This is a genomic window from Sphingobacterium sp. UBA5639 (genome assembly GCF_002421245.1).
In the GTDB taxonomy this organism is placed as follows: Bacteria; Bacteroidota; Bacteroidia; order Sphingobacteriales; family Sphingobacteriaceae; genus Sphingobacterium; species Sphingobacterium multivorum.
Window position 1 is genome coordinate 84,110 of record NZ_DIJR01000025.1, and the last position, 22,965, is coordinate 107,074.

19 protein-coding genes and 1 pseudogene are annotated in these 22,965 nt (G+C 42.7%); 16 read left to right on the forward strand and 4 right to left on the reverse strand.

The window, feature by feature from the left end; translation table 11 throughout:
* The first annotated feature begins 9 nt into the window (after positions 1-9).
* Positions 10-461, forward strand: a pseudogene (locus B4Z90_RS25220) (MepB family protein).
* Here the strand turns inward: B4Z90_RS25220 and B4Z90_RS15185 are convergent.
* Complete coding sequence (locus B4Z90_RS15185; protein ID WP_286802685.1) at positions 458-1,942, reverse strand: PLP-dependent aminotransferase family protein; 1,485 nt, start codon at positions 1,940-1,942, stop codon at positions 458-460. The pseudogene B4Z90_RS25220 and the gene B4Z90_RS15185 overlap by 4 nt on opposite strands.
* 141 nt (positions 1,943-2,083) lie before the next feature.
* On the opposite strand from B4Z90_RS15185, the gene bioB reads away from it, so the two are divergent.
* The 5 genes from bioB to bioC are packed head-to-tail and all read left to right on the forward strand — an operon-like array spanning position 2,084 to position 7,785.
* Positions 2,084-3,163 carry a biotin synthase BioB gene (bioB, locus tag B4Z90_RS15190; protein ID WP_286709722.1) on the forward strand — a complete coding sequence of 360 codons (1,080 nt, stop codon included), beginning with the start codon at positions 2,084-2,086 and terminating at the stop codon, positions 3,161-3,163.
* 8 nt (positions 3,164-3,171) lie between these two features.
* Positions 3,172-4,488 (forward strand): adenosylmethionine--8-amino-7-oxononanoate transaminase, encoded by a 1,317-nt coding sequence (gene bioA, locus B4Z90_RS15195; protein ID WP_286802687.1) that lies wholly within the window; start codon positions 3,172-3,174, stop codon positions 4,486-4,488.
* Positions 4,485-5,645 (forward strand): 8-amino-7-oxononanoate synthase, encoded by a 1,161-nt coding sequence (locus B4Z90_RS15200; RefSeq protein WP_070565787.1) that lies wholly within the window; start codon positions 4,485-4,487, stop codon positions 5,643-5,645. Before bioA ends, B4Z90_RS15200 begins: the two co-directional genes overlap by 4 nt.
* The gene (locus tag B4Z90_RS15205; protein ID WP_201638583.1) at positions 5,642-6,340 is read left to right on the forward strand and encodes a DUF452 family protein; all 699 of its coding nucleotides are present in this window, start codon (positions 5,642-5,644) and stop codon (positions 6,338-6,340) included. Before B4Z90_RS15200 ends, B4Z90_RS15205 begins: the two co-directional genes overlap by 4 nt.
* 5 nt (positions 6,341-6,345) lie before the next feature.
* Complete coding sequence (bioC, locus tag B4Z90_RS15210; protein ID WP_286802689.1) at positions 6,346-7,785, forward strand: malonyl-ACP O-methyltransferase BioC; 1,440 nt, start codon at positions 6,346-6,348, stop codon at positions 7,783-7,785.
* Positions 7,786-7,882: 97 nt separating this feature from the next.
* Here the strand turns inward: bioC and B4Z90_RS15215 are convergent, their stop codons facing one another.
* Positions 7,883-10,396 carry a phosphocholine-specific phospholipase C gene (locus B4Z90_RS15215; RefSeq protein WP_286802691.1) on the reverse strand — a complete coding sequence of 838 codons (2,514 nt, stop codon included), beginning with the start codon at positions 10,394-10,396 and terminating at the stop codon, positions 7,883-7,885.
* 160 nt (positions 10,397-10,556) lie between these two features.
* On the opposite strand from B4Z90_RS15215, the gene B4Z90_RS15220 reads away from it, so the two are divergent.
* From B4Z90_RS15220 to B4Z90_RS15255, 8 genes are all read left to right on the forward strand, one after another.
* Positions 10,557-11,243, forward strand: a complete 687-nt coding sequence (locus tag B4Z90_RS15220) for a response regulator transcription factor (protein WP_201667286.1) — start codon at positions 10,557-10,559, stop codon at positions 11,241-11,243.
* Positions 11,240-11,974, forward strand: coding sequence for a HAMP domain-containing protein (locus tag B4Z90_RS15225; RefSeq protein ID WP_286802693.1), 735 nt, complete (start codon positions 11,240-11,242; stop codon positions 11,972-11,974). Before B4Z90_RS15220 ends, B4Z90_RS15225 begins: the two co-directional genes overlap by 4 nt.
* A 15-nt stretch (positions 11,975-11,989) precedes the next feature.
* The gene (locus tag B4Z90_RS15230) at positions 11,990-12,619 is read left to right on the forward strand and encodes a sensor histidine kinase (RefSeq protein WP_286802695.1); all 630 of its coding nucleotides are present in this window, start codon (positions 11,990-11,992) and stop codon (positions 12,617-12,619) included.
* Between the two features lie 176 nt (positions 12,620-12,795).
* Positions 12,796-14,130, forward strand: a complete 1,335-nt coding sequence (locus B4Z90_RS15235) for a TolC family protein (RefSeq protein ID WP_286766953.1) — start codon at positions 12,796-12,798, stop codon at positions 14,128-14,130.
* The gene (locus B4Z90_RS15240; protein WP_070562862.1) at positions 14,120-15,211 is read left to right on the forward strand and encodes an efflux RND transporter periplasmic adaptor subunit; all 1,092 of its coding nucleotides are present in this window, start codon (positions 14,120-14,122) and stop codon (positions 15,209-15,211) included. Before B4Z90_RS15235 ends, B4Z90_RS15240 begins: the two co-directional genes overlap by 11 nt.
* 21 nt (positions 15,212-15,232) lie before the next feature.
* Positions 15,233-18,340: an efflux RND transporter permease subunit gene (locus B4Z90_RS15245; RefSeq protein ID WP_070562864.1), complete on the forward strand. Its 3,108-nt coding sequence runs from the start codon at positions 15,233-15,235 to the stop codon at positions 18,338-18,340.
* A 230-nt stretch (positions 18,341-18,570) separates the two neighbouring features.
* Positions 18,571-19,404 carry a sulfite exporter TauE/SafE family protein gene (locus B4Z90_RS15250; protein WP_070562867.1) on the forward strand — a complete coding sequence of 278 codons (834 nt, stop codon included), beginning with the start codon at positions 18,571-18,573 and terminating at the stop codon, positions 19,402-19,404.
* A 78-nt stretch (positions 19,405-19,482) separates the two neighbouring features.
* On the forward strand, positions 19,483-19,884 hold the full coding sequence (locus B4Z90_RS15255) for a DUF1634 domain-containing protein (RefSeq protein WP_070562870.1): 402 nt from the start codon (positions 19,483-19,485) through the stop codon (positions 19,882-19,884).
* Between the two features lie 7 nt (positions 19,885-19,891).
* On the opposite strand, the gene B4Z90_RS15260 is transcribed toward B4Z90_RS15255, so the two are convergent.
* Positions 19,892-20,431 (reverse strand): GNAT family N-acetyltransferase, encoded by a 540-nt coding sequence (locus B4Z90_RS15260; protein ID WP_070562874.1) that lies wholly within the window; start codon positions 20,429-20,431, stop codon positions 19,892-19,894.
* Positions 20,432-20,677: 246 nt separating this feature from the next.
* Here B4Z90_RS15260 and B4Z90_RS15265 point away from each other — a divergent pair, with 246 nt between their 5' ends.
* Positions 20,678-21,265 (forward strand): Crp/Fnr family transcriptional regulator, encoded by a 588-nt coding sequence (locus B4Z90_RS15265; RefSeq protein WP_070562877.1) that lies wholly within the window; start codon positions 20,678-20,680, stop codon positions 21,263-21,265.
* Positions 21,266-21,370: 105 nt separating this feature from the next.
* Positions 21,371-21,964, forward strand: a complete 594-nt coding sequence (locus B4Z90_RS15270) for a YceI family protein (RefSeq protein ID WP_201638575.1) — start codon at positions 21,371-21,373, stop codon at positions 21,962-21,964.
* Between the two features lie 153 nt (positions 21,965-22,117).
* Here the strand turns inward: B4Z90_RS15270 and B4Z90_RS15275 are convergent, their stop codons facing one another.
* On the reverse strand, positions 22,118-22,903 hold the full coding sequence (locus tag B4Z90_RS15275; RefSeq protein ID WP_112375538.1) for an SDR family oxidoreductase: 786 nt from the start codon (positions 22,901-22,903) through the stop codon (positions 22,118-22,120).
* Positions 22,904-22,965: the final 62 nt, after the last annotated feature.

The following is a 22,965-nucleotide window of genomic DNA, read 5'->3' on the forward strand; positions in this document are numbered from 1 at the left end:
AGTATATTTATGCCCCATTGCTCGCACCTATCGGAAGATCAACCAGGTAGAGCCTATTATGGTTTTAATTTTCAACTGGGCAACAAAAACTTCAAATTTAGGAAGGCTAAGATAACACCAAGAAAAGTGGGGTTATTCATTGCTCTTTGGAAACGTGACAGCGATGGTCGACCATCCCCTTTACTGCAGATGATCCTTTCGATTATTACCTTATTTTAGTTGGGCAAGACCAGCATTGCGGCTTATTTGTTTTTCCAAAACAGGCGCTCATTGAACATGAAATCCTCACAGCAGGTTGTCAAGTGGGTAAACGCGGATTCCGAATTTATCCAAATTGGAGTACCCCAACCAACAAACAGGCTAACAAAAGCAAACAATGGCAGCACACATACTTTGTGGATTGCTGTGGGTCCCCTCAGGAAGGTAATAACAAATTGGCCCATATACTGCAAAGCAACTAGTCGATATTTCCGACCAAATCGGCATAAGCAGCATGCAACAAAGAAATTGCCGTCACCATACTTTGTTCGTCAAGATGGGCAAACCCCAACCGCAATGCTGTAACGGTTTTATTTTGATAAAGGCAATTACTCGGCAACAAGAGTCCTAGCAACCGCACTTTTTCTTGCAAGGCTGTCAGCGAAACAACCCGATTAAACTGTATCCAAAAAGCCAGTCCCGAGGACGGGATTTCAAACCGGATCTGATCTTCAAAATGCCGTAACAGCAATTGGGCAAACAATTCTTTTCGCTCAGCAATTGTTTTCTGAAATTTACGCTGATACCGAAAGATATCACCCTGATGGATAATTTCACCCAAGGTTTTCTCGATCATAAAATTCGGTTTTCCGAAGATATTCAAATACTTTTTACCTTCATCCAACAGATCCTGTGGTGCGATCAAAAAGTTCATTTGGAAACCAGGGTCAAAGAAACTACCGAAAGCACCTGTATAAATCACGCGGTTACCGCCATTTTTCCGAAAAAGTGATTCGCCTTTCTCCTTAAAAAAAGAAGACTCAAAATCCACATCATCCTCAATAATGATAAAGTTATACTGCTCGGCCAACGCTAATAATTGAATTTTCCTCCGCTCGGAAAGGTTAACCGTCGTTGGATACTGACATCTGGTATTGAGGTAAACACATCTGATTTCTCCGGGTTTAAATTGATCTCCGATTTTATCTACATTCATCCCCTCCGCATCTACTGTAATGGTTTTTAGCTTGGCCCCAGCTTGACTAAAGATCATGTTAGGTAAAAAATAACTTAAATTTTCCACCAGCACAATATCACCTGGTCGGATCAATAATCTGGATAAAATTGAAAAAATCTGCTCGCGGCTGGCAATAGGCAACAAGAAATTCCGGGAAAGATGAAACCCTCTTGTTAAATTCAGATAATAGCTTAACTGGTCCCTAAAAAACAAATTCCCTTCAGTCGTCGTCGGAAAATCATCACTTTTCTTTTTCCGTTTCACCATGGATGCATAAAAACGCACCAGTTCCTCCGTTCCAATGACATTATAATCCGGTGTTCCATCCGTAAAATAGTACCTTTCGGGAACCTCTGAAATAGGCATATCTAAGATGAGTTCCTTTCTAAAAAAGTAAGGTGCAAAATCAGGCGGCTGTCTAAATGCCTTAACTGCAGACCTGGAGGTACCGATACGCTCGGGATTTTTCACAAAAGTTCCGCGATTAGGTAAAATTTTCACCCAGCCCTGTTCCTGCAATTCCGCTAAAGCAGCTACAATGGTTTTTCGGTGCACATTTAGTTCATCAGCAATCTTCCGACTTCCCGGCAACAGATCGCCATCTTCCAATAGATTACGTTTGACGGCATTGATAAATTGATAAACAATCTGCAGATAGATGGCATCTTCCTTACGGCGATCTATCTTAATAATGGAATGAAAACCTATACTAACCGGACTACTCATTATGTTTATTTCGGACTACCAAAGTTATCATTTAAACTATAATCTTTGCAATCATCAAGAAAAAATAATCGCGTTGAATACTCAATCCCAATGGTCATTAAGCAAAATAGACCTGACTTTCGCATAAAAATTAGCAATAATATGGAAACAAAACCACAATGGACGCAGGAAGAAGTTGTTGCTTTATACAACAAACCAATAATGGATCTTCTTTATGAAGCGGCATCGATACATCGGAAATATCACGACCCCAATAAAGTACAAGTGTCCACATTGATCTCAATAAAAACAGGTGGCTGTCCCGAAGACTGTGCCTATTGTCCACAGGCCGCACGTTACCATACGAATGTAAAAGCGGAAGGCCTAATGAGCCTAGAGCAGGTAAAGGAGCAGGCACTGGCGGCCAAAGCGGGCGGTAGCTCACGAATCTGTATGGGGGCCGCCTGGCGTAATGTTAAAGATGGCCCTGAGTTTGATCATGTACTGGAGATGGTCCGCACATTGAATAGACTTGACATGGAAGTCTGCTGCACACTAGGTATGCTGACCGAAAACCAGGCACATCGTCTTTCAGAAGCCGGACTATACGCCTACAACCACAACCTCGACTCCTCTGCCGACTACTATAAGGAAATTATCTCGACCAGAAGCTATGATGATCGCCTGCAAACGATCGAAAATGTACGTAAAACCAACATAACGGTATGTAGCGGTGGTATTATTGGGATGGGAGAAAGTATCGCCGACCGTGCAGCGATGTTGGTCACGCTTGCTTCGCTCATTCCACAACCCGAATCGGTACCGATCAATGCACTCGTTCCTGTACCCGGTACTCCAATGGAGGTCATGGAAGCAGTTTCGATATGGGAAATGGTACGCATGGTCGCTACAGCCCGAATTTTATTACCCACCACACAGGTTCGCCTTTCTGCAGGGCGTACCAACATGAGTACAGAGGGACAAGCTTTATGCTTTTTCGCAGGAGCCAATTCGATTTTCTCGGGCGACAAACTCCTCACCACGCCCAATCCCGCTATCAACGAAGATATGGATATGTTTAAAACACTGGGGTTAGTGGCACAGCAGCCTTTCGAGAAAAAAAATCAACCCGAAACCATCGCAACGGAGATGGCGCATTACCATGATCTTGGTGAAAGACCAAGATGGTCAAGACCAGAACATAAAATCCAGCGTAACATCGCTAAACAGCAAGACAAATAACAAACCCTATGCAGCAAACCATAATGGAAGGAAAAGAAATCAACCAACACGACCTTATCGATGATTTTGACAGAGCGCATTTATGGCATCCGTATACAACCATGACTAATCCCTTACCTGCCTACAAGGTTAAACGGGCAGATGGCTGTATAATCGAGTTGGAAAATGGGCAGCAACTTATCGATGGTATGTCCTCTTGGTGGTGCGCCATCCATGGCTACAATCATCCCGTCCTGAACGCTGCGGTCACAGCACAGCTCAGCAGCATGTCACACATGATGTTTGGCGGACTTACACACGAACCAGCAATTGCCCTCGGTAAAATACTGCTTGATATCACCCCTGCTTCACTCAACAAAATATTTTATGCCGATTCGGGTTCTGTTGCAGTGGAAGTTGCGCTTAAAATGGCTACTCAATACTGGGTATCACAAAAAAAGACCAATAAAACAAACTTTGTCACGATTCGTTCGGGATACCATGGCGATACCTGGAACGCGATGTCGGTCTGTGATCCCATTACTGGCATGCACCGCATCTTTGACCATGCTTTACCCAAACGCTATTTTGCCCCTGCCCCAAAAATAGGATTTGATCAGGAATGGGATGCCAATGACATTCAACCCTTAGCAGACCTGATCTGCTCGCATAAGGACGAACTGGCCGCTCTCATCCTTGAACCTATCGTTCAGGGAGCCGGTGGTATGCGTTTTTATCATCCGGAGTACTTGCGTCAGGCAGCACATCTTTGCAAACAAAATCAGCTGCTATTAATCTTTGATGAAATTGCTACCGGGTTTGGGCGCACGGGAAAGCTCTTTGCCTGGGAGCATGCCGGCATAGTACCCGATATCATGTGTATCGGTAAGGCTCTGACCGGAGGTTATATGACGCTATCAGCCGTGATCACTTCAGATCACGTTGCAACTACAATCTCCAACGGTAAACCGGGTACATTTATGCATGGGCCAACTTTTATGGCCAACCCCTTGGCTTGCGCTGTAGCCCACGCTTCTATCAAATTACTGTTGGCAACGGACTGGAAAGCGAAAGTAACGTTAATCGAGCAACAATTGAGACTGGAACTTAGCGCTGCTACAATGCTGCCCCAAGTTGAGGAGCTCAGAATTTTAGGTGCAATTGCAGTTATCGAGATGAAAAACTCCGTCGATCTATCCCGCATACAACAGCGGTTTATCGAAGAAGGAATTTGGGTTAGGCCATTCGGAAAACTGATTTATATCATGCCCCCTTTTATCATAAACGAAGGCGAGCTACACAAGTTAACACAGGCATTACTAGCCGTAATCAGCACAATCCAATGAGTGAAAACAGTTTAATCCAGCGCATTGAAGACGAATTATTTACCCTTGAAAAACAAGGGAATATACGAAAACTCCCCCTTACCACACAGCAGGGTAAAGCAGAACAGGAGTATGTTAACGCGCATCACAACCTCTCTTCTAACGATTATCTTGGCCTGGCAACAGATCAGATACTTCGTCAAGAATTCCTAAACTCGGTGACAAAGGATAATGCGGTATTCAGTGCTTCCTCTTCACGTCTACTCACAGGAAACCATGCAGGCTATACGCAATTGGAAACAACGCTGTGCCGTATGTTTGGCACGGAGAGTGCATTGGTCTTTAACAGTGGCTATCATATGAATGTAGGCATACTTCCTGCAGTGTGTGATACACAGACACTAATTCTCGCCGATAAGGGCATCCACGCAAGCCTAATTGATGGCATCCGACTGTCCAATGCGGCCTGCTACAGGTACCGCCATTCCGATTACACCCACTTAACGCAATTATTGGCAAAATATGCCCATCGCTTCACACGCATCATCATCGTCACAGAAAGTATTTTTAGTATGGATGGTGATTGCACTGACCTCCATTATCTGGTCAGTCTAAAACAGCGTTACCCCAACACCTTACTCTATGTCGATGAAGCGCACGCCGTAGGGGTACGCGGAATACGGGGGCTTGGCTGCGCAGAAGAACAGCACTGTATTACCGACATTGATTTCCTGACAGGCACCTTCGGAAAAGCGCTAGCATCGCTTGGTGGATACCTGCTCTGTAAAGAACCCATCCGGAATTATTTGATCAATAAGGCTCGTACGCTAGTTTTTACAACCGCGCTACCACCGATCAACCTTTTATGGACCGCGTTTATTCTGGAACGCTTAAGCGACTTCACTGACCGGCGCCAACAGCTGCACAAAAATAGCCTATTGCTTCAACAGCAAATAATTGCCAAAGGCTTTAATTCTCCGTCAGAGAGCCATATTCTACCAGTCATTATCGGTGATAATAAGGAAACGATACTGAAAGCAGAAGACCTGCAGCGAAAGGGATTTTACGTACTTCCCATACGTCCGCCGACAGTACCAGAAGGAACTTCAAGAATCCGGCTTTCATTGACAGCAACAATGACCTCGGCCATGATCAAACAACTCGCAGCAAGCTTATGATACTTAAAAGAATCTCCCCTAAACGGGTCACTTCAGCCGATAATTTCCCAAGGCAGTATCTTCACCCAAAATCCAACGAAAAACTGCTTTTATTTTTTGCAGGCTGGGGCATGGATGAACAGCCTTTTTTGCACTACTCTCCTGTGGGCAAAGATCTTATTGTTGCCTATAGCTATACGGATTTACTGTTGGACGAAAGTCTGCTCGCAGGATACCGGGAAATTGAGGTTTTCGCCTGGTCTATGGGGGTATGGGCAGCAGCAACGGTACTGCCCGAGCTCCAAAACAGCAATTACCCCATCAGTACGTGTACCGCAATCAATGGAACACCATTTCCAATAGATGACGAAAAAGGAATTCCAGCCCAGTTATTCAAAGGAACATTGGATACACTGAGCGATAAAACACTGGAAAAATTCAGATTCCGCATGTGTGGCTCTAAGGACCTTTTTAACTACTTTCTTGAGAGAGCCCCCCAACGGGACATCGAAGACCTCCGTTCTGAGCTCATCGCCATTGAAAAAACCGCAAGTACAAAATCACCAACAGCATTTCAATGGCATCAGGCATATATCGGTAAAGAAGACCGAATCTTCCACGTAGAAAATCAAAAACGTGCCTGGTCCGATACCGCATATACGATAATTGACGCTACGCATTATCCCGAACAATTATTTAAGCACCTTTTAAAATGATCATCATGATGGACAAACAAAGGATTATGGCCCGTTTTTCTAAAGCTGCGCGGAACTATCAGTCGGCAGCGACTGCTCAGTACGAAATAGCAAAAAAAATGATCAGCTTAATGCAGGAGTACATACCGCTCAGACCGCAAAAAGTATTGGAAATTGGCTGCGGCACAGGACTTTTTTCGCGGTTGATGCTACAGCATCTCAAACCTCAAAAAATGGTTTTAAATGATATCTGTCCAGCAATGATGCCCGAAGTAATGGATATTTTGACCTCGCCGCACACGTTCAGCTGTGCTGATGCAGAAACCTATGCTTTTCCCAAAGATATCGATCTAATCGCTTCCTGCTCTACGATTCAGTGGTTCAACAATCCCCGCGCTTTCTTTGAGAACTGTTATGTATCGCTACCGAACTCGGGTATCCTTGCCTTCAGTACTTTTGGTCATGACAATATGCACGAGATCAATGCTACTGCAGATGTTGGACTAAGCTATCGATCTAAATCCGAACTTATCGCCGAACTTTTAACATTGAATTATACGATCCTCGTTGCACAAGAAGAACATTTACAACTATACTTTGAAAGCCCTTTACAAGTTCTGCTCCACCTGAAGCAAACGGGAGTGACGGGAATAAAAAATCACCGGTGGACAAAAGGCACGCTCCGGGCTTTCTGCGACCAGTATACTGCTCGTTACGGGACAGAAAAAGGCGTATCGCTAACCTACCATCCCATCTATATTATTGCAAAAAAAAAACATCAGCTGAACACGCCAATCACCAACAATCGGACAACCAACAAAAGAAACATAGCAATGAATGAAAATATCTATTTTGTTTCCGGCATAGACACCGGGATCGGAAAAAGTTATGCTACTGGCCTCCTCGCGAAACAATGGAATACAAGTGGTATACGCACCATTACTCAAAAGCTGGTACAAACTGGAAATACAGCTATTTCCGAAGATATCGTCCTGCATCGCCAACTCATGGAAATCCCATTAACGGTGGAAGATCATCAGAAAATCACCATGCCGGAGATTTTCACCTATCCGGCCTCCCCGCATCTGGCAGCGCGCCTAGATAATCGTGAAATTGATTTTACCAAGATTAGACAGGCAAGCTTGACATTAAGCCATCGCTACGATGCTGTGCTTATTGAGGGCGCAGGTGGATTGATGGTTCCGTTAAGAGAGGATTATCTGATTATTGATTACATCCAAGAAATGCAGTATCCCCTTATTTTTGTCACATCGGGGAAATTAGGGAGTATCAATCATACCTTACTAAGTCTGGAAGCTATCGCCAAGCGCAAGATCAATCTACACACCCTGGTTTACAACACGTTCCCCGTTCATAAAGACCACACCATAAGTTCTGATACGGAGTTATATCTTCGTCGTTATATAGAAAAACACCATCCGGAGGCCTTATTTGTCCGCCTGTAAATAAGGTCAACCGGATACGATTGATAGACTTATATAGCAACAGCAGGTAGACCAGTCAAAAAGAATTGGCCGCCATTCCTGCGGAAACAAGTATAGGTTATGCTAATAATGGATCAGTTGTACACTCGACACCTGTTTCCAATCGCCCTGCGAGCTGAATGAGGAAGCTGCTGTCTTCCTTGAGTCGTACAGCAATATCATACCAATTCCCTTGCCTTTCAACATCGAGGATCAATGGCACTTCTTCGGCGGGAGCGATTTCTTTCGTTACGGCATATTTTCCATAGCTAAGGCTCTCGACAACTACCGTTACCCGCTGGTCACTCTTGTTCCTGAGTCTCAGCTGCAATTTCCCTGTCGCTGCCTGAGTTAGCGCTTTCAGTTCCGGAGAAACGGTAGCCTCTAGTGCTGCTGTTCCTTTTTGTCCAGAAAATTTTCGATAAAAACCATTTGGACCGTGCAATTCAAACGCATAGCGATCTCCTTCAAATCGTGCCAGGTCCCACTGATATGCCAAACGATCACCGGCCTTCACCGCAAAATTCCAATTACGGTAAGTTTCACTTTGCCCCTGTTCATCACGATATTCCAACGGACTATAAACGTTGAAGGCTGTACCTGCGGTCCTTTTTCCGAAAAACTTGCTGTCTACAGTCATCGTTAGATGAAACACTCCGTCTTTCACAAAGCCCACCGCATCATGCGCATAAGGCAATGGCAAAGATTTACGAATCCCCCGCTCCTGTATTCGGTCAAATCCCGGAATCCATCCGTTTTTAGTCGCGAGATCAGGATCTTTGACCTCAACAAAGCCTCGCGGATCATCTTTGAACTGCGCATTGTATATCGTTTCGATATACTGATTCCTATCAAGAAAAGGGAGTTGTTCCTTTTGCTGAGTAAAAGGTGTAAAAGCGGTTGTCAAATCACCACAGATTGTTCTACGCCATGCACTGATGTTTTCCAAATGCAGATTCTTGTTCAGCTTTTTGTTAAAGAAAGATTCCAAAAATTGCAAAGTAGACGTATGATCAAATACCTGAGAGCAGACCTTACCACCTCGTGACCAAGGCGACGCAATATACATGGGAACACGAAAACCTAGGCCCACAGCCCCTTCGCGTGCTTGCTTTTTAGGAATCCCCTGTTTTAGCTCATTTTCTAAACGAACCATCTCCACCTCCGTATCGATCCCAGGAGAACATGCCCCTGTATCTTTCTTCTTTAAATCAGGTACAAGGAAAGGTTTAACATGATCATAGTAACCATCGTTTTCATCATAGGTAATGATAAAAATAGTTTTTTTCCAAACCTCAGGGTTCTTTGTTAAGATATCTAAAACTTCAGATACATACCAAGCTCCATACCAGGGCGCACTCGGGTGGTCCGAGAAATTCTGTGGGCCGGCCAACCAGGATACCGCAGGCAATTTACCAGTATCAACGTCTTTGCGAAATTGATAAAGAATATCGCCTTTTGGGACTTCCAGCGCAGCTTTTTTCCCCTGTGCCTTAAAATGTAACGTATCAAGCGACCTGTAATTGTTGTCCCCTTTGTTTACCGTAAACGCCCGATCATTTAATGATTTCGTAAAATCACTTAGCTTTTTATAATTGTTTGGATTGAATTCCTTTAGTTCGGTCTCCGCTCGCTCAAGTGCCTCACTTTTTTTGCGAATATCAGCGCGTATCTTTTCGGCTTGTTCTTCGGAAGAAGGAGACTTCTCTTCCAACTTGGAAATCTGCATGGGCAAATCCCGAACCTGTGTTTCCAGGCTTCTGATATAGTTCTCCTTAAATTTAACTTGATAAGCCTGAAAAAACTCCAGTAGATTACACCCAAAATTGGATAACCATGCTCTTTCCTGTCCAGAAAAACCTCCGCCACAGCTGGTCTCATTTTGATAGAAACGCCAGTTAATGCCGTTCTTTTCAAGCAATTCCGGAAAAGTTTCCCAGGTCATTTTACCATAGCCAAAGTCATCATTCCGAATATTCGCTTTTTGCAGACCATCTTTCATCTCTGTAATCTTACCCGTCCAGAAAAAGGAACGGTTAGGCGTCGTGCTGGTCATGCCCGAGCAAAAATTCTGATCACATACTGTAAAAGCATCCGCTAAGGCATAATGAAAGGGCAAATCTTCACGTGTAAAATACCCCAATGTTAAGGGCATAGCCGCATATTGTTTATTCCCTGATTGCTTCGATAACAGCCAATGATCATAACGACCTTGGTTAAAGGCATCCACCTGGCTTGCACGACTATGTGGAAGAGAACCCATCCAGGTCACTTTACTTTCCTTCAGGTTTAATCGGAAAGGAGCATACGTTTTTCCCTCTTTATCCGTTTGATACCATACGGGTAAACCGTTCGGTAAACGTATCGAACGTGGATCATTGAAACCCCGAACTCCCGAAAGACTACCTAGCGTATGATCAAAGGATCGGTTCTCCTGCATCAGGATGACGATATGTTCGGCATCTAAAAAACTACTTCCTGGGTCAGGGTCTATGGCAAAGGCTTTCTGGATCGATGCGGGCATGAAGCTGGCAATACCTGCTGCTCCTGAAAATAGTAGGGTCTTTCGTAAGAATTCTCTTCTGGTTTCCATAACACTTATTTATAATTTCGATTTGAATCTACTTAGATTTCTTTTTGTTTCACATTTCTTCGTGTAAATCTTATGTTACCAAATTAAGAACGAAGAAAACATCGCCTTGATTGGATGACAAAAATTTGTTTATTTTTACGAAAAGACAACAGATATAAATATGGTGGACATTTTGCTGCTCGAAGACGACAAGGTACTCTCTAAAGAGATCCGATCTTTTCTATTAAGCCAGGGCTTTACCTGTGATCAAGCCTTTGATGGAATCGATTTTTTGGCCAAAACACACCAGAAAAAATATGGTTTTTATCTATTGGACATCAATGTCCCCAAAATCAATGGATTGGAAATCTGTAAAAAGATAAGAAGCCATGACGCCTTTACACCAATTATTATTCTCTCGGCATACGATGATATAGATGATAAAAAGGAGGCATTTCTACGGGCTGCTGATGACTATTTGGTTAAACCTTTCGTCTTAGATGAATTGCTGATGCGCATCTATTCCCTATTGCGTCGGCAACAGCATAGCGAAAGCAATGAAACAAAAACACTGGTAGTCGATGATCTGATCATTTATCCTGATGAGGCCCGTGTATTACGTGCAAATGAAGAAATTAATCTTACTCAAAAGGAATTTCAGCTGCTGCTTATCTTAGCACAGGCAAAGGGCCGCACCCTGTCCAAGCAACATATTTCGGAGGAAGTATGGCAAAATCAATTTCAGACAACACAGAATACAATTGAAGTTTATATCAACTTTTTGCGTAAGAAGATTGATAAAAACTTTGAGAATAAACTGATCCATACAAGACCTGGCTTTGGTTATTACCTATCGGCAGAAAAATGAATTTAAAGAAGAAAATAGCGATTAGCTTTAGCATTGCATTCTCCGTCCTTTTCGGTATGGCGATGTTGATTATCTACTATGCTAGTTTCGATTTTCGGAAAGATCAATTTCGCCAGCGACTGATTGATAAATTGGACAATATTTCCCATTATATCGCCAGTAACCCCTATTTCAACCGCCAGTCTTACAAAAACTATTTTCACGATGACGAAGATGGCCTTTTCTATGAAGATGTTATCATCCTTGACAAAAACAAACAGCTCGTCTTCAGTACCGTAAAGGATCAGACCATTACCTGGAATGCCTCAATTGTCAATCGGCTAAATCAGGAAAAACAGATCTTCTACTATCAGGACCAATATGAAACACTGGCCAAATATTATCGCATCAACGGTTTACCCTATTATATTATCGTAAAAGCACAGGATTACTCCGGAAATGAAAAAATGGACCATCTAGCGCTCGTCCTAACGATATTATTTGTCCTGAGCGCTGTTCTGGTCTGGATATTTAGTTATAAACTCATCCAGCGCCTATTGATCCCACTCGATAAATTAAAAGATAATATCACGCAGATTAATGCCAGCAAACTGACCAAACCTGTCGAGTATACCGGTCATACCGATGAGATTGCTGTACTAACCCGAGCATTTAATACCATGCTGCTGCGACTTTCGGCTGCTTTCGAATCGCAGAAAGAATTTAATTCCAGCGCCTCCCACGAGCTTTGAACACCGCTTGCCCGAATGTCCTTTCAGCTGGAGAACCTTTATCATCAAAATCAGCTGAGTGAAGACGTAAAGCAGGTTTTACGTAACATATCCAAGGAAACCTTACATCTTTCGGAGGTAACCGATTCGCTGATGTTACTTTCAAAGTTCGACTCCGAGCGTTTGAAAATGACCTATAAGGAAGAGCGGATCGATGAAATTATCTTTATGGCCTATGAAAAAGTAGCCAAGGTATTCCCCGACCTGCAACTGGATTTTTCAATTGGTGGGATCGAAGATCCAAAACTTAGTATTTTCTGTTCCGCACAATTGATTGAAATTGCTTTTGTGAATTTATTTAAAAATGCTGCGCTCTACTCCGATACCAGGGAGGTAAAAGTGATGATTCTAGAATCAACCTTCGAACTCAAGGTACTTGTCAGTAATACTGGCCCGGCCTTAAGCACAATCGACCAAAAGCGGATTTTCGATGCGTTCAGCCGCGGTGAAAACGCAAGTGAAACAACAGGATCAGGCTTAGGGCTACGTATCGTTCAGCGTATCATGCAATCGCATCAAGCAACGATAGCATATCAGGCAGATCTAAAACAATCTACGCATACTTTTGTATTATTATTTAAATTGTTTCCTAACCGCGAAGTATAGTTACCTGATTTAGACAGACTATGTCAAGTCTCTTAGCAACAAGAACATCTATTTACTATACCCATTAATACCTATCCACCCATCTGACAAACATGCTTTTTTAAGCTTTTTTTAAGCATTTATTAAGGGGTCTTTAATCTTAGACCAGTTATTTTGTTACATAAGATTTGAAACATATGACAAAGACACCCCTTATATTTTTATTGCTTTTCAATAGCATGACTTTTGCTCAACAAAAACCACCACAAGCTGTTTATACGAGCATTCATGAAAGTACATTTGGGACTAAGCAAAGTGAGATCTTGGGACAACAGATGACCCTGCAGGAATGCGAAGAAACCTTTATCAAAAGTAACCTCTCCTTGCTCGCGCAACAATATGACATCAGCCAAGCAGAGGCTGACGTTATACAGGCCAAAATATGGGATCTGCCACAGTTGGAACTGTCTGCCAATGCCTACGACCCACAGAACAAAAAAACATTTCATATTGGTCAATCCAAGGAAGCAAGCGTATCCCAATTGATTTATCTCGGTGGAAAAAAGAAGAATGAAGTTGAATTTGCCAAATCAAATGTTGAACTTGCTAAGCTACAATTTAGCCAATTGCTGGCAAGCCTTCGCGCCCAGCTGCGTACAACTTTCTACTCCCTTTACTTTGAGCAACATAAGTTGGCCGATATTAAAATTCAGCTGGATTACCTCAATAATCTGCTCGCCGCTTATAAAGAGCAAGGGAAAAAAGGAAACGTTTCTTTAAAAGATCAGGTTCGCCTTCAAACAATGGCCATTGATCTCAACAACGAAAAAACGACAGCAATTAATAATAGTATCAATCTACAGCAGCAATTACGTGTGCTTATTTCCAGTCAGGAAGATGTATTACCAAAGTTAACAGATCAAGAAGCAGATCAGGAACTTGCCGTAAAGCCAACAATGCCTTTGGAAAACATCTACCAATTGGCCTTGGAAAACAATGCTGATTATCAATTTGCCTTGAAGACCTCGGAAAGCGCACAGTTATTTACCAGATGGCAACAGTCTTTAAACACACCGGATATCAACCTTGGCCTTTCCTACAGCCAAAATGGAGGTGTATTCCGCAATGAGCTCAATGTCACAGCCGCCATTCCGATCCCGTTGTGGAAACAAAATAAAGGAAATGTGATCAAAGCGAAATACGCCGAAGAAGAGGCAAAGAAAAATATTGAAGTCCAACGGCAGCTGCTGGAATCACAGATCCGTTCCAACTATCAGTCCTGGGAAAATCAATATACCCAATATTTTACTATCACACCAGACGACCTGCATAACATCGCTGTGGTCTATGATGGCATATTCAATAATTTTAAAAAAGGGAATATTTCTCTAGTGGAGTTCACGGATTTTATGGACAGCTATCGCATATCCATTCTTAAGCTATACGATATGAAAAAGGAAATCATTCTCAACGCCGAACAATTAAACTACCTGGCTCAAACTTCTATATTTAATTCAACTCATGTCAACTAAAAAACTTCTTATAGCCGCTGTGGCAGTAGTACTACTTTACTCTTGCCAAAATCATAAAGAAACAGATAATGCAGCCATTGTCAAAGGTTTCGAAATTAGTGAGACGATGCTTAAATCGACAAGTTTTGCTACGGTAAAAAAAGAAAATGTGACCGAAGAACTCAACTTCTTTGGAAAGATATCGGCCGATCAAAACAATTACATTGATATTTTCCCGCTCGTTGGGGGGAATGTGGTCTCCGTTAATGTTTCTCTGGGTGATTATGTCCATAAAGGTCAGGTATTGGCAACAATCAGAAGTACGGAAGTTGCCGGTATACAAAAGGATCTTTCCGATGCCAGAACCGATGTGTTACTCGCCGAGAAAAACTACCGTGTGGCCGAAGACATGTATAATGGTAAACTGAGTACAGACAAAGACATGATGGAAGCAAAGGGGCAATTAACCAAAGCCAAAGAGCAACTACGTCGTTCAGAGGCCGTCAGTCAGATCTACAATGTGCGTACAGGTAATATTTATTCGGTCGTATCTCCAATCGATGGCTACATCGTCCAAAAGAACATCAATAAGGACATGCAGTTGCGTAGTGACCGCAGCGACAACATCTTTGATGTGGCCAATACAAAAGATGTATGGGCAATTCTTAACGTCAACGAAACGGATATCGACAAGATTAGTATGGGCATGCCGGCTATTGTGTCTACCCTGAGCTACCCGGACAAAAAATTCCAGGGCAGTATTGATAAAATCTTTAAGATCATCGATCCCCAAACGAATTCAATGCAGGCACGCGTGGTGCTAGACAATAAGGATGGTTTACTTATTCCGGATAGTAAAGCGACCATTAAAGTGTTGCATCGCTCCAATACGGAAGCGCTTGCAGTTCCTTCTGATGCGGTCATTTTCGATCAAAACAAATATTTCGTATTGATCTATAAATCCCAAAATGATATTAAGATTCGCGAAATATTGCCGATCAAACAAAACGAAGGAACAACTTACATGGCTACGGGGCTACAGGAAGGTGAAAAAGTTGTTGTCAACAATAAACTTTTGATCTATAGAGCATTGAATAATTAATCGGTCTTAGCATTTACACGAATGAACAAATTCATTAAAAATATCATCGCCTTTTCCATTAAAAATAAAGCGTTTACCTTTATTTGGGTCGGTATTTTGGCTATTGCTGGTTTCATTAGCTTTAAAAGCATGCCCATTGAGGCATTTCCCGATGTGACCAATACACAAATATCCATCATTACCCAGTGGAACGGAAGGAGTGCGGAGGAAGTCGAACGCTTCGTAACGACACCAATCGAACTGGGCATGAGTCCAGTCCAAAAGAGAACTAGCATACGGAGCACCACCATGTTTGGCCTTTCTATTGTTAAAATCATCTTTGATGATGGTGTCGACGACACTTTTGCCCGCAATCAGGTCAACAACCTCATGCGGTCTGTGAGCCTGCCAGACAATGTAGACCCTGAAGTACAGCCCCCCTACGGCCCTACAGGCGAAATCTTCCGTTATACATTGCATAGCGATCAACGCAATTCGCGCGACCTCCTTACTTTGCAGACCTGGGTCATTGACCGCGCTTTGCGTGGTGTCCCTGGTGTAGCCGATATCAACGTTTTTGGTGGACAGGATTTGGTTTACGAAATAAGTACCGACCCCATCAAACTCGACAAATTTAATCTGACCCCGTTACAGGTATTTGATGCTGTCAGCAAAAGTAACCTGAACGTCGGTGGAGATGTCATCGAAAAAAGTGGCCAGTCCTACGTCGTACGCGGTATTGGTTTGGTCAACTCGATCAATGATATCGAAAACATCACGGTAATCAACCAAAAGGGAAATCCGGTCTTTGTTAAAAATGTAGCCGAGGTCAGAGAAAGCGCAATGCCTCGGGTGGGCCAAGCTGGTTTTGGTAAGAATGATGATGTGGTAGCAGGAACCATCGTGATGCGGAAAGGCGAAAATCCAAGAGAGGTCCTGACCGCTGTAAAAGCGAAAATAGACGAGCTCAACAACAAAATCCTTCCCAAAGATGTCAAAATGCAAACCTTCTATGACCGTGACAATCTCATGGATTTCACGACCCATACCGTTATGCACAACTTGATTGAAGGTATTGTCCTCGTCACCTTGATGGTATTGCTCTTTATGGCAGACTGGCGCACGACGGTCATCGTTTCTATCATTATACCCCTCGCCTTACTTTTTGCTTTTCTATGTCTTAAACTAGCTGGCATGAGCGCCAACCTGTTGTCTTTGGGTGCAGTAGACTTTGGTATTATCATCGACGGTGCCGTGGTCATGGTGGAAGGGATATTTGTCATGTTGGATCACCAGGCTCATAAGCTGGGTATGGAGAAATTCAACAAAATGGCCAAAGCCGGCTGGATCAAACAGACAGGAACAGGTTTGGGAAAAGCAATCTTTTTCTCCAAGCTGATTATCATCACCTCCTTGATGCCCATATTCTCCTTCCAAAAAGTAGAAGGAAAGATGTTTTCGCCACTAGCCTTTACCCTGGGTTTTGCTTTGCTGGGTGCATTACTGTTTACCTTGACACTCGTTCCGGCTTTATCGCATATTCTGCTCAATAAAAATGTGAAAGAACGCCACAATCCATTTGTTGAATTCTGGAATAGAATTGTCGCCAAAGGTTTTGGATTTACATTCCGAAACAAGCGTCTGAGTATGATCATTGCAATTACTTTACTAGCTGCAATCTTGTTTTCTGCAAAATTTTTAGGGACAGAGTTTTTACCGACATTAAATGAAGGTTCCCTTTGGGTTACTGCCGAGATGCCCATGAGTACTTCATTACGTGAATCGGTTAAAACAACCAAACTGTTAAAGAGCACTTTGGAAACCTTTCCTGAGGTCACCGGCGTACTTTCCCAAACTGGACGAAGCAACGACGGTACCGACCCCAATGGGTTTGGCTTTGTTCAGTTTGCTGTGGCCCTAAAACCTAAAGAGGAATGGACACGTAAAATCACCATGGATCAGCTGATTGAAGAGATGGACCATAAACTCAAACAATTCCAGGGGATCACCTATAACTATTCGCAGCCTATCTCGGATAATGTTGCCGAAGCCGTTGCTGGTTTCAAGGCCGAAAACGGCATCAAGATCTTTGGCGATAACCTCGCGACCTTAGACCGCCTGGCGAAAGAAGTTTATGCACAGGTCAAAGGTATTCAAGGTATTAAAGAACCTGGTATCATCTTAAATATCGGCCAACCTGAAGTTAGTGTGGTATTGGATCGGACCCGTATGGCGGCATTCAATGTCCTGCCAGCAGATGCACAGGCGGTACTGGAAATGGCCTTTGGCGGAAAGACCGCTTCCATTTTATACGATGGTGAGCGCAAATTCAACATTCGACTGCGTTATGCGCCCGAATATCGGAAAACAGAAAAGGATATTGCACAGCTGATGGTTCCATGTGGTGATGGCACATTAATTCCGTTGAAAAGTATCGCGACCATTGAAAAAGATAATGGTGCTGCTTTTATCTATCGCGACAACATCAAACGTTATATCGGCATCAAATTTTCCATCCGTGACCGTGACTTAGGAAGCACCATAGCTGAAGCACAACAAAAAGTAAGTAAAATTAAGCTTCCGGAAGGATATTCTATTGGCTGGACTGGACAATTTGAAAATCAGCAGCGTGCGACACACCGCCTAGCACAGGTTGTACCGATCAGTTTGATCGTCATCTTCTTTCTATTGTTTATTCTATTCGGAAATATCAAGGATTCGCTGCTCGTGTTGGCCAACGTTCCTTTTGCACTGATCGGTGGAATTATCGCCTTGCACGTGACGGGTATGAATTTTGGAATCTCGGCAGGGGTAGGTATGATCGCATTATTCGGGATCTGTATCCAGAATGGTGTTATCCTGATCTCAGAATTCCACCAGAATAAGAAGGATGGCCTACCCAATGACCAATCGATTTATAAAGGTGTAAAATCGCGAACACGACCTGTGGTCATGACGGCACTCATGGCTTCCATCGGGCTGTTGCCGGCTGCATTATCGACCGGTATAGGTTCGGAATCACAGAAACCTTTGGCGATCGTCATCATTGGCGGATTAATCTCAGCGACGATATTGACATTGTTGGTATTCCCAATCATCTACGATATCTTCAACAGAAAAGAAAAGGTACAACAAACAATAGCTGAATAATATTGTCCATATTTTATATACTATATACTTAGACCAATAAAGGTCATCGGTACTGCCTCAGGCTGTGAAGCGACAGGCAGTACCATTTTTTTAATAATACTTTTGATGTAACATTTGTATCTATTCCAGGTTTAAAGTTTCAAAAGCAATAAAAAGCCCTTAAGTTTACAACAAATTACCTTCCATTAAACAGCTGCTGTTTTTTGGATCACACAAACAAACACATATTTATGACTATTCTCACCTTTACAATCATCCTTCTCCTGGGTGCTTTTGTAGCAGGGCTCTTAGGATCCCTGACAGGCTTAGGCGGAGGGGTCGTTGTCATCCCTTTATTGACTCTTCTGTTTCATGTCGATATCCGTTATGCCATCGGAGCGGCCTTGTTGGCTTCCATAGCGACATCATCCGGTGCAGCCACAGCCTATGTCAAAGAAGGCATCACCAACATCCGGCTTGGCATGTTTTTAGAAATAGCGACCACGATTGGTGCTGTTATCGGGGCTGTCATCGCCATTTACATGCCGACGAATACCATTGCAATCATTTTTGGTATTGTACTGATCTTCTCCGCAGCAATGACTATACGGAAGAAAAACGAACATGCGCTATCCGGCGGTTCTGCTTTGGCTGAAAAATTGAAACTGAATAGCACCTACCCTGCTGATGGAAAATTGATCCCGTATAAGCTGACCAACGTCGTCGGCGGCTTCTCTTTGATGGGGGTTGCAGGAATACTTTCCGGATTATTAGGCATTGGTTCGGGCTCCCTTAAAGTACTCGCGATGGACAGCATGATGAAAATTCCATTTAAAGTCAGTACGACAACGAGCAACTTTATGATCGGTGTCACCGCAGCTGCTTCTGCAGTGGTCTATTTACAAAGAGGATATATGGATCCAGGTATTGCTTTTCCGGTTATCCTGGGTGTATTATGCGGTGCCATTACAGGATCCAAACTCTTAAAGCGCATGAACCCAAAGACTTTACGTATCATTTTCGCCGTCGCTATTACTTTGGTGGCCTTGGAAATGATCTTCAACGGATTCCAGCATAAATTCTAAAAACGGTAGCTTACCCGATTTAGGATTTTAAGTTTGTAACGTCCTTCCGCTAGACAATGAAGGACCTAATTACTCAAAATGAAACAAGTATTTTCGAAACACTATTGGGGAGACAAAGACATCTCACTGTTGGTAGGACAAATTTTAAGAATAGGCGTTATATTGGCTTCCTCTATTCTTATTCTCGGCGGTATCTTCTACCTGATTGTTCATGGACAGGACACCGTACCGAATTATCGAGATTTTGTCGGTGAAGGGAATTCCAATACAACAATTACTGGAATTATTTCGGGGGCATTTAGCCGAAATATTCCCCAAGTTATACAGCTGGGTGTTCTTTTATTGATTTGTACACCTATTGTACGGGTGATTGGTTCACTGTTTGGTTTTGTAATCGAAAAGGACAGACTTTATATCATCATTACATTGATTGTATTAACCGTCATTATCGGCAGTATACTTAGCGGCATCAAGGGATAATAAGGCTTTATCTCTTGATCCGCCGCCAAGCGGATTTTTCCAATGCGTATTCAAAATTTTTACGTTCTGGCTCATTTACATAGCTGACCATCTTTTCGGCCACTTTAATAGCGCCCAAACGTTCCACGGCCTTCTGAGAACGATAGTTTTCTGCCCCCACATGCAGATAGATTCGATCCACAAAGTTGAAGGCAAAGTCAAACATCATCTCTTTGACCAAGGGATTAATTCCTGCCCCCCAATACGCACGGGCATAAAATGTATAACCAACAAAAATAGATTTTTCCGCCTCGTCAAGTCCATAATACCGGGTGCCCCCAATGCAGGCTCCACTTTCCTTATCCAGGATCAAATAAGCAGCCTTACTTTCCAAGGCCCCTTCAAAAAATCCCTGAAAAACCTCTTCCTTCCAGCGATCCTTATTGGGATGCTGTTCCCAGATCAGGGGATCTTTGGCAACCTGATACAGCGTATCAAAATCCGTTGGTTCGATGATGCGTAATACGACCTTATCATTTTCAAGGGTGTTGGGGGCGACAAACTTCATGAGACACTTTTATAGTTATAGCAATTCAAATATTTTAAATCTGACAAAAGATACCAATTATTGATCAAACTATCTGAATTTTGCGAATATCCGATCAAATATTACACCAAGATGTAGATTTTATCACCGTGTTGACAAAATTGAATGCAAGAAATCCCCTGCAACTGAATTATTTTACCTTAGAATTGATAGGAATTGGACAACTTATTCAATTAGCATGGCAAAAAATTCGTATTTTACAGCCAAATGGAACAATTCAGGGAATTTGTAAAACAGCGTATTGATGTCACTGAGGAAGAACTAAATGACATCGTCTCACGTTATCAGGTACGGAAAATAAAGAAAAAAGAATACTTTCTCCGGGCAGGCGAGGTATGCCACCATGAAGCATACGTAATCAGCGGTTTATTTAAATCATTCTATGTCACCGCCGATGGGATTGAACATATCCTACAGTTTGCAATTGAAGATTGGTGGATCGGTGATATTGCCAGCTTCAATTATCAGGAGCCGGCCCTCCAAAACATTCAGGCCCTGGAAAACTCCGTCGTCCTGACCCTTTCAAAAAAGGCTAAGGACAAACTTTACGAAGATCATCCCATCTTCGAGAAACTCTCCAGGATTATGGCACAACGTGCGCAAATCGCATCGCAGCACCGTATTATCTCGAGCATAGGTTTCACTGCACAGGAACGCTATCTGGATTTCATCAAAAGGTATCCTAAAATCTATCCGAGGATCTCCAATATGCAATTAGCCTCCTATCTTGGTGTTACGCAGGAGTTTCTTAGCCGCCTAAAAAGGCAGATCTTAAAGCCGAATCGAAATTCTTGACCTACATCAATTTTTTCTTTGTCTGTTTATTCCACCTTTGCAGAAGCTTGTTCAAACAAACAATTTGAACTTTTGAAGGTTAGATAAATAAAAAAAGAAAATAAGATGAATAAATTTTTCCAAATTCTGGCAGTAGCAGTATTAATGGTTAATGTTGCTGTGGCACAAGTAAAATGGTCTGCAGACCCTGCACATACCAACGCAAGATTTGATGTAAAACACCTTGGTATCAGCTTTGTTGATGGTGAATTTACTAAGGTAGAAGGAACAGTTGAAACCCCAACAGGAACAAGTTTCAATAATGCCAAAGTTAATTTCTCTATCGACGTCAACAGTATCGATACGCGCATTGCTGCACGTGACAACCACTTGAAGACCGATGATTTTTTTGCTGCGGAAAAATTCCCTAAAATGACATTAAAGTCTATCAGTTTTAAAAATGCGAAAGTAAAAGGAAAATATGTGATGATAGCGGATCTGACGATCCGTGATGTAACGAAAAAAGTAACTTTCGAGGTAATACAAAACGGTGGAATCATTACGGATCCTTGGGGAAAAACACGTGCTGGATTTACAGCTAAAACAAAAATTAACCGTCAGGATTTCGGCATGAAATACAATGATAAATTACCTTCAGGTGTAGAAGCGGTTGCTTCTGATGTCGACATCATTGTCAACACCGAATTGGTGTTGAACTAATTGAAAATAATAAATCACACTAACATTAAGGGGTGTCCAAACGGATTGGACACCCCTTTTTATGCAATTTTACACCGAGTTCTGGCTACAGCAATCAGCTATGGAATGCTCAAATCAAGGGCTTTGACCTGACGTAATTGAGCAGCTCATTTTTTATAAGCCTTTTAACATCCCGCCGTCCAGAGGAATATTGGCTCCAGTCAGATAACTTGCATATTCGGAGCAAAGGAAAGCGACGAGATAACCGTATTCTTCAGATTTACCCAGACGCTGCGCAGGAACCTGTTTCAACCGCAATTGTAGCGCTTCCTCGTAGGATATACCCATACGTTGAGCGTCAAGGTTGGTTAGCGACTGGATACGGTCCGTATCAAAAAGGCCTGTCAAGATGCTATTGACCGTCACCCCTTCTTTAGCGACATCCGTTGCCAGCGATTTACTCCAGCTAAGCAATGCTGTACGGATCGTATTAGACAACACTAAATTAGATACCGGTTCTTTCACAGTTGAAGAAGACACATTAATAATACGTCCGTATCGATTTGCCAACATATAAGGCAGCGCACATGAGGTCGTGTAACAGTGATTTTGAAATAAGAGTTCAAAAGCATGCTGGTAATCCGCCAGATTTTTTTGGTCTATGGTTCCTGCTTGAGGCCCATTCGAATTGTTGATTAAAATATCCACCTTATTCGACTCAAAATAATGTGTTATCTGCTTTTTGTATGCTTCGTGATCATTGTAGTCCACTACGATATATTGGTGCACCTGTCCTTTGGAGGTATCAAGACCTTCACAGGTACGTTGTAGCTTTTCCTCCTGTCGGGAAGCCAATGTTACAGATACGCCACATGAGGCAAGCACTTGGGCAATACCTGCACCTATACCAGCAGAGCTCGCTCCGATCAGGGCTTTTTTCCCATTTAGATTGATTTCCATATCTTTTTATTTTTTATTTTATAGCGTGTATGTATGCATAGCCAATCATCATGGCTGAAAAT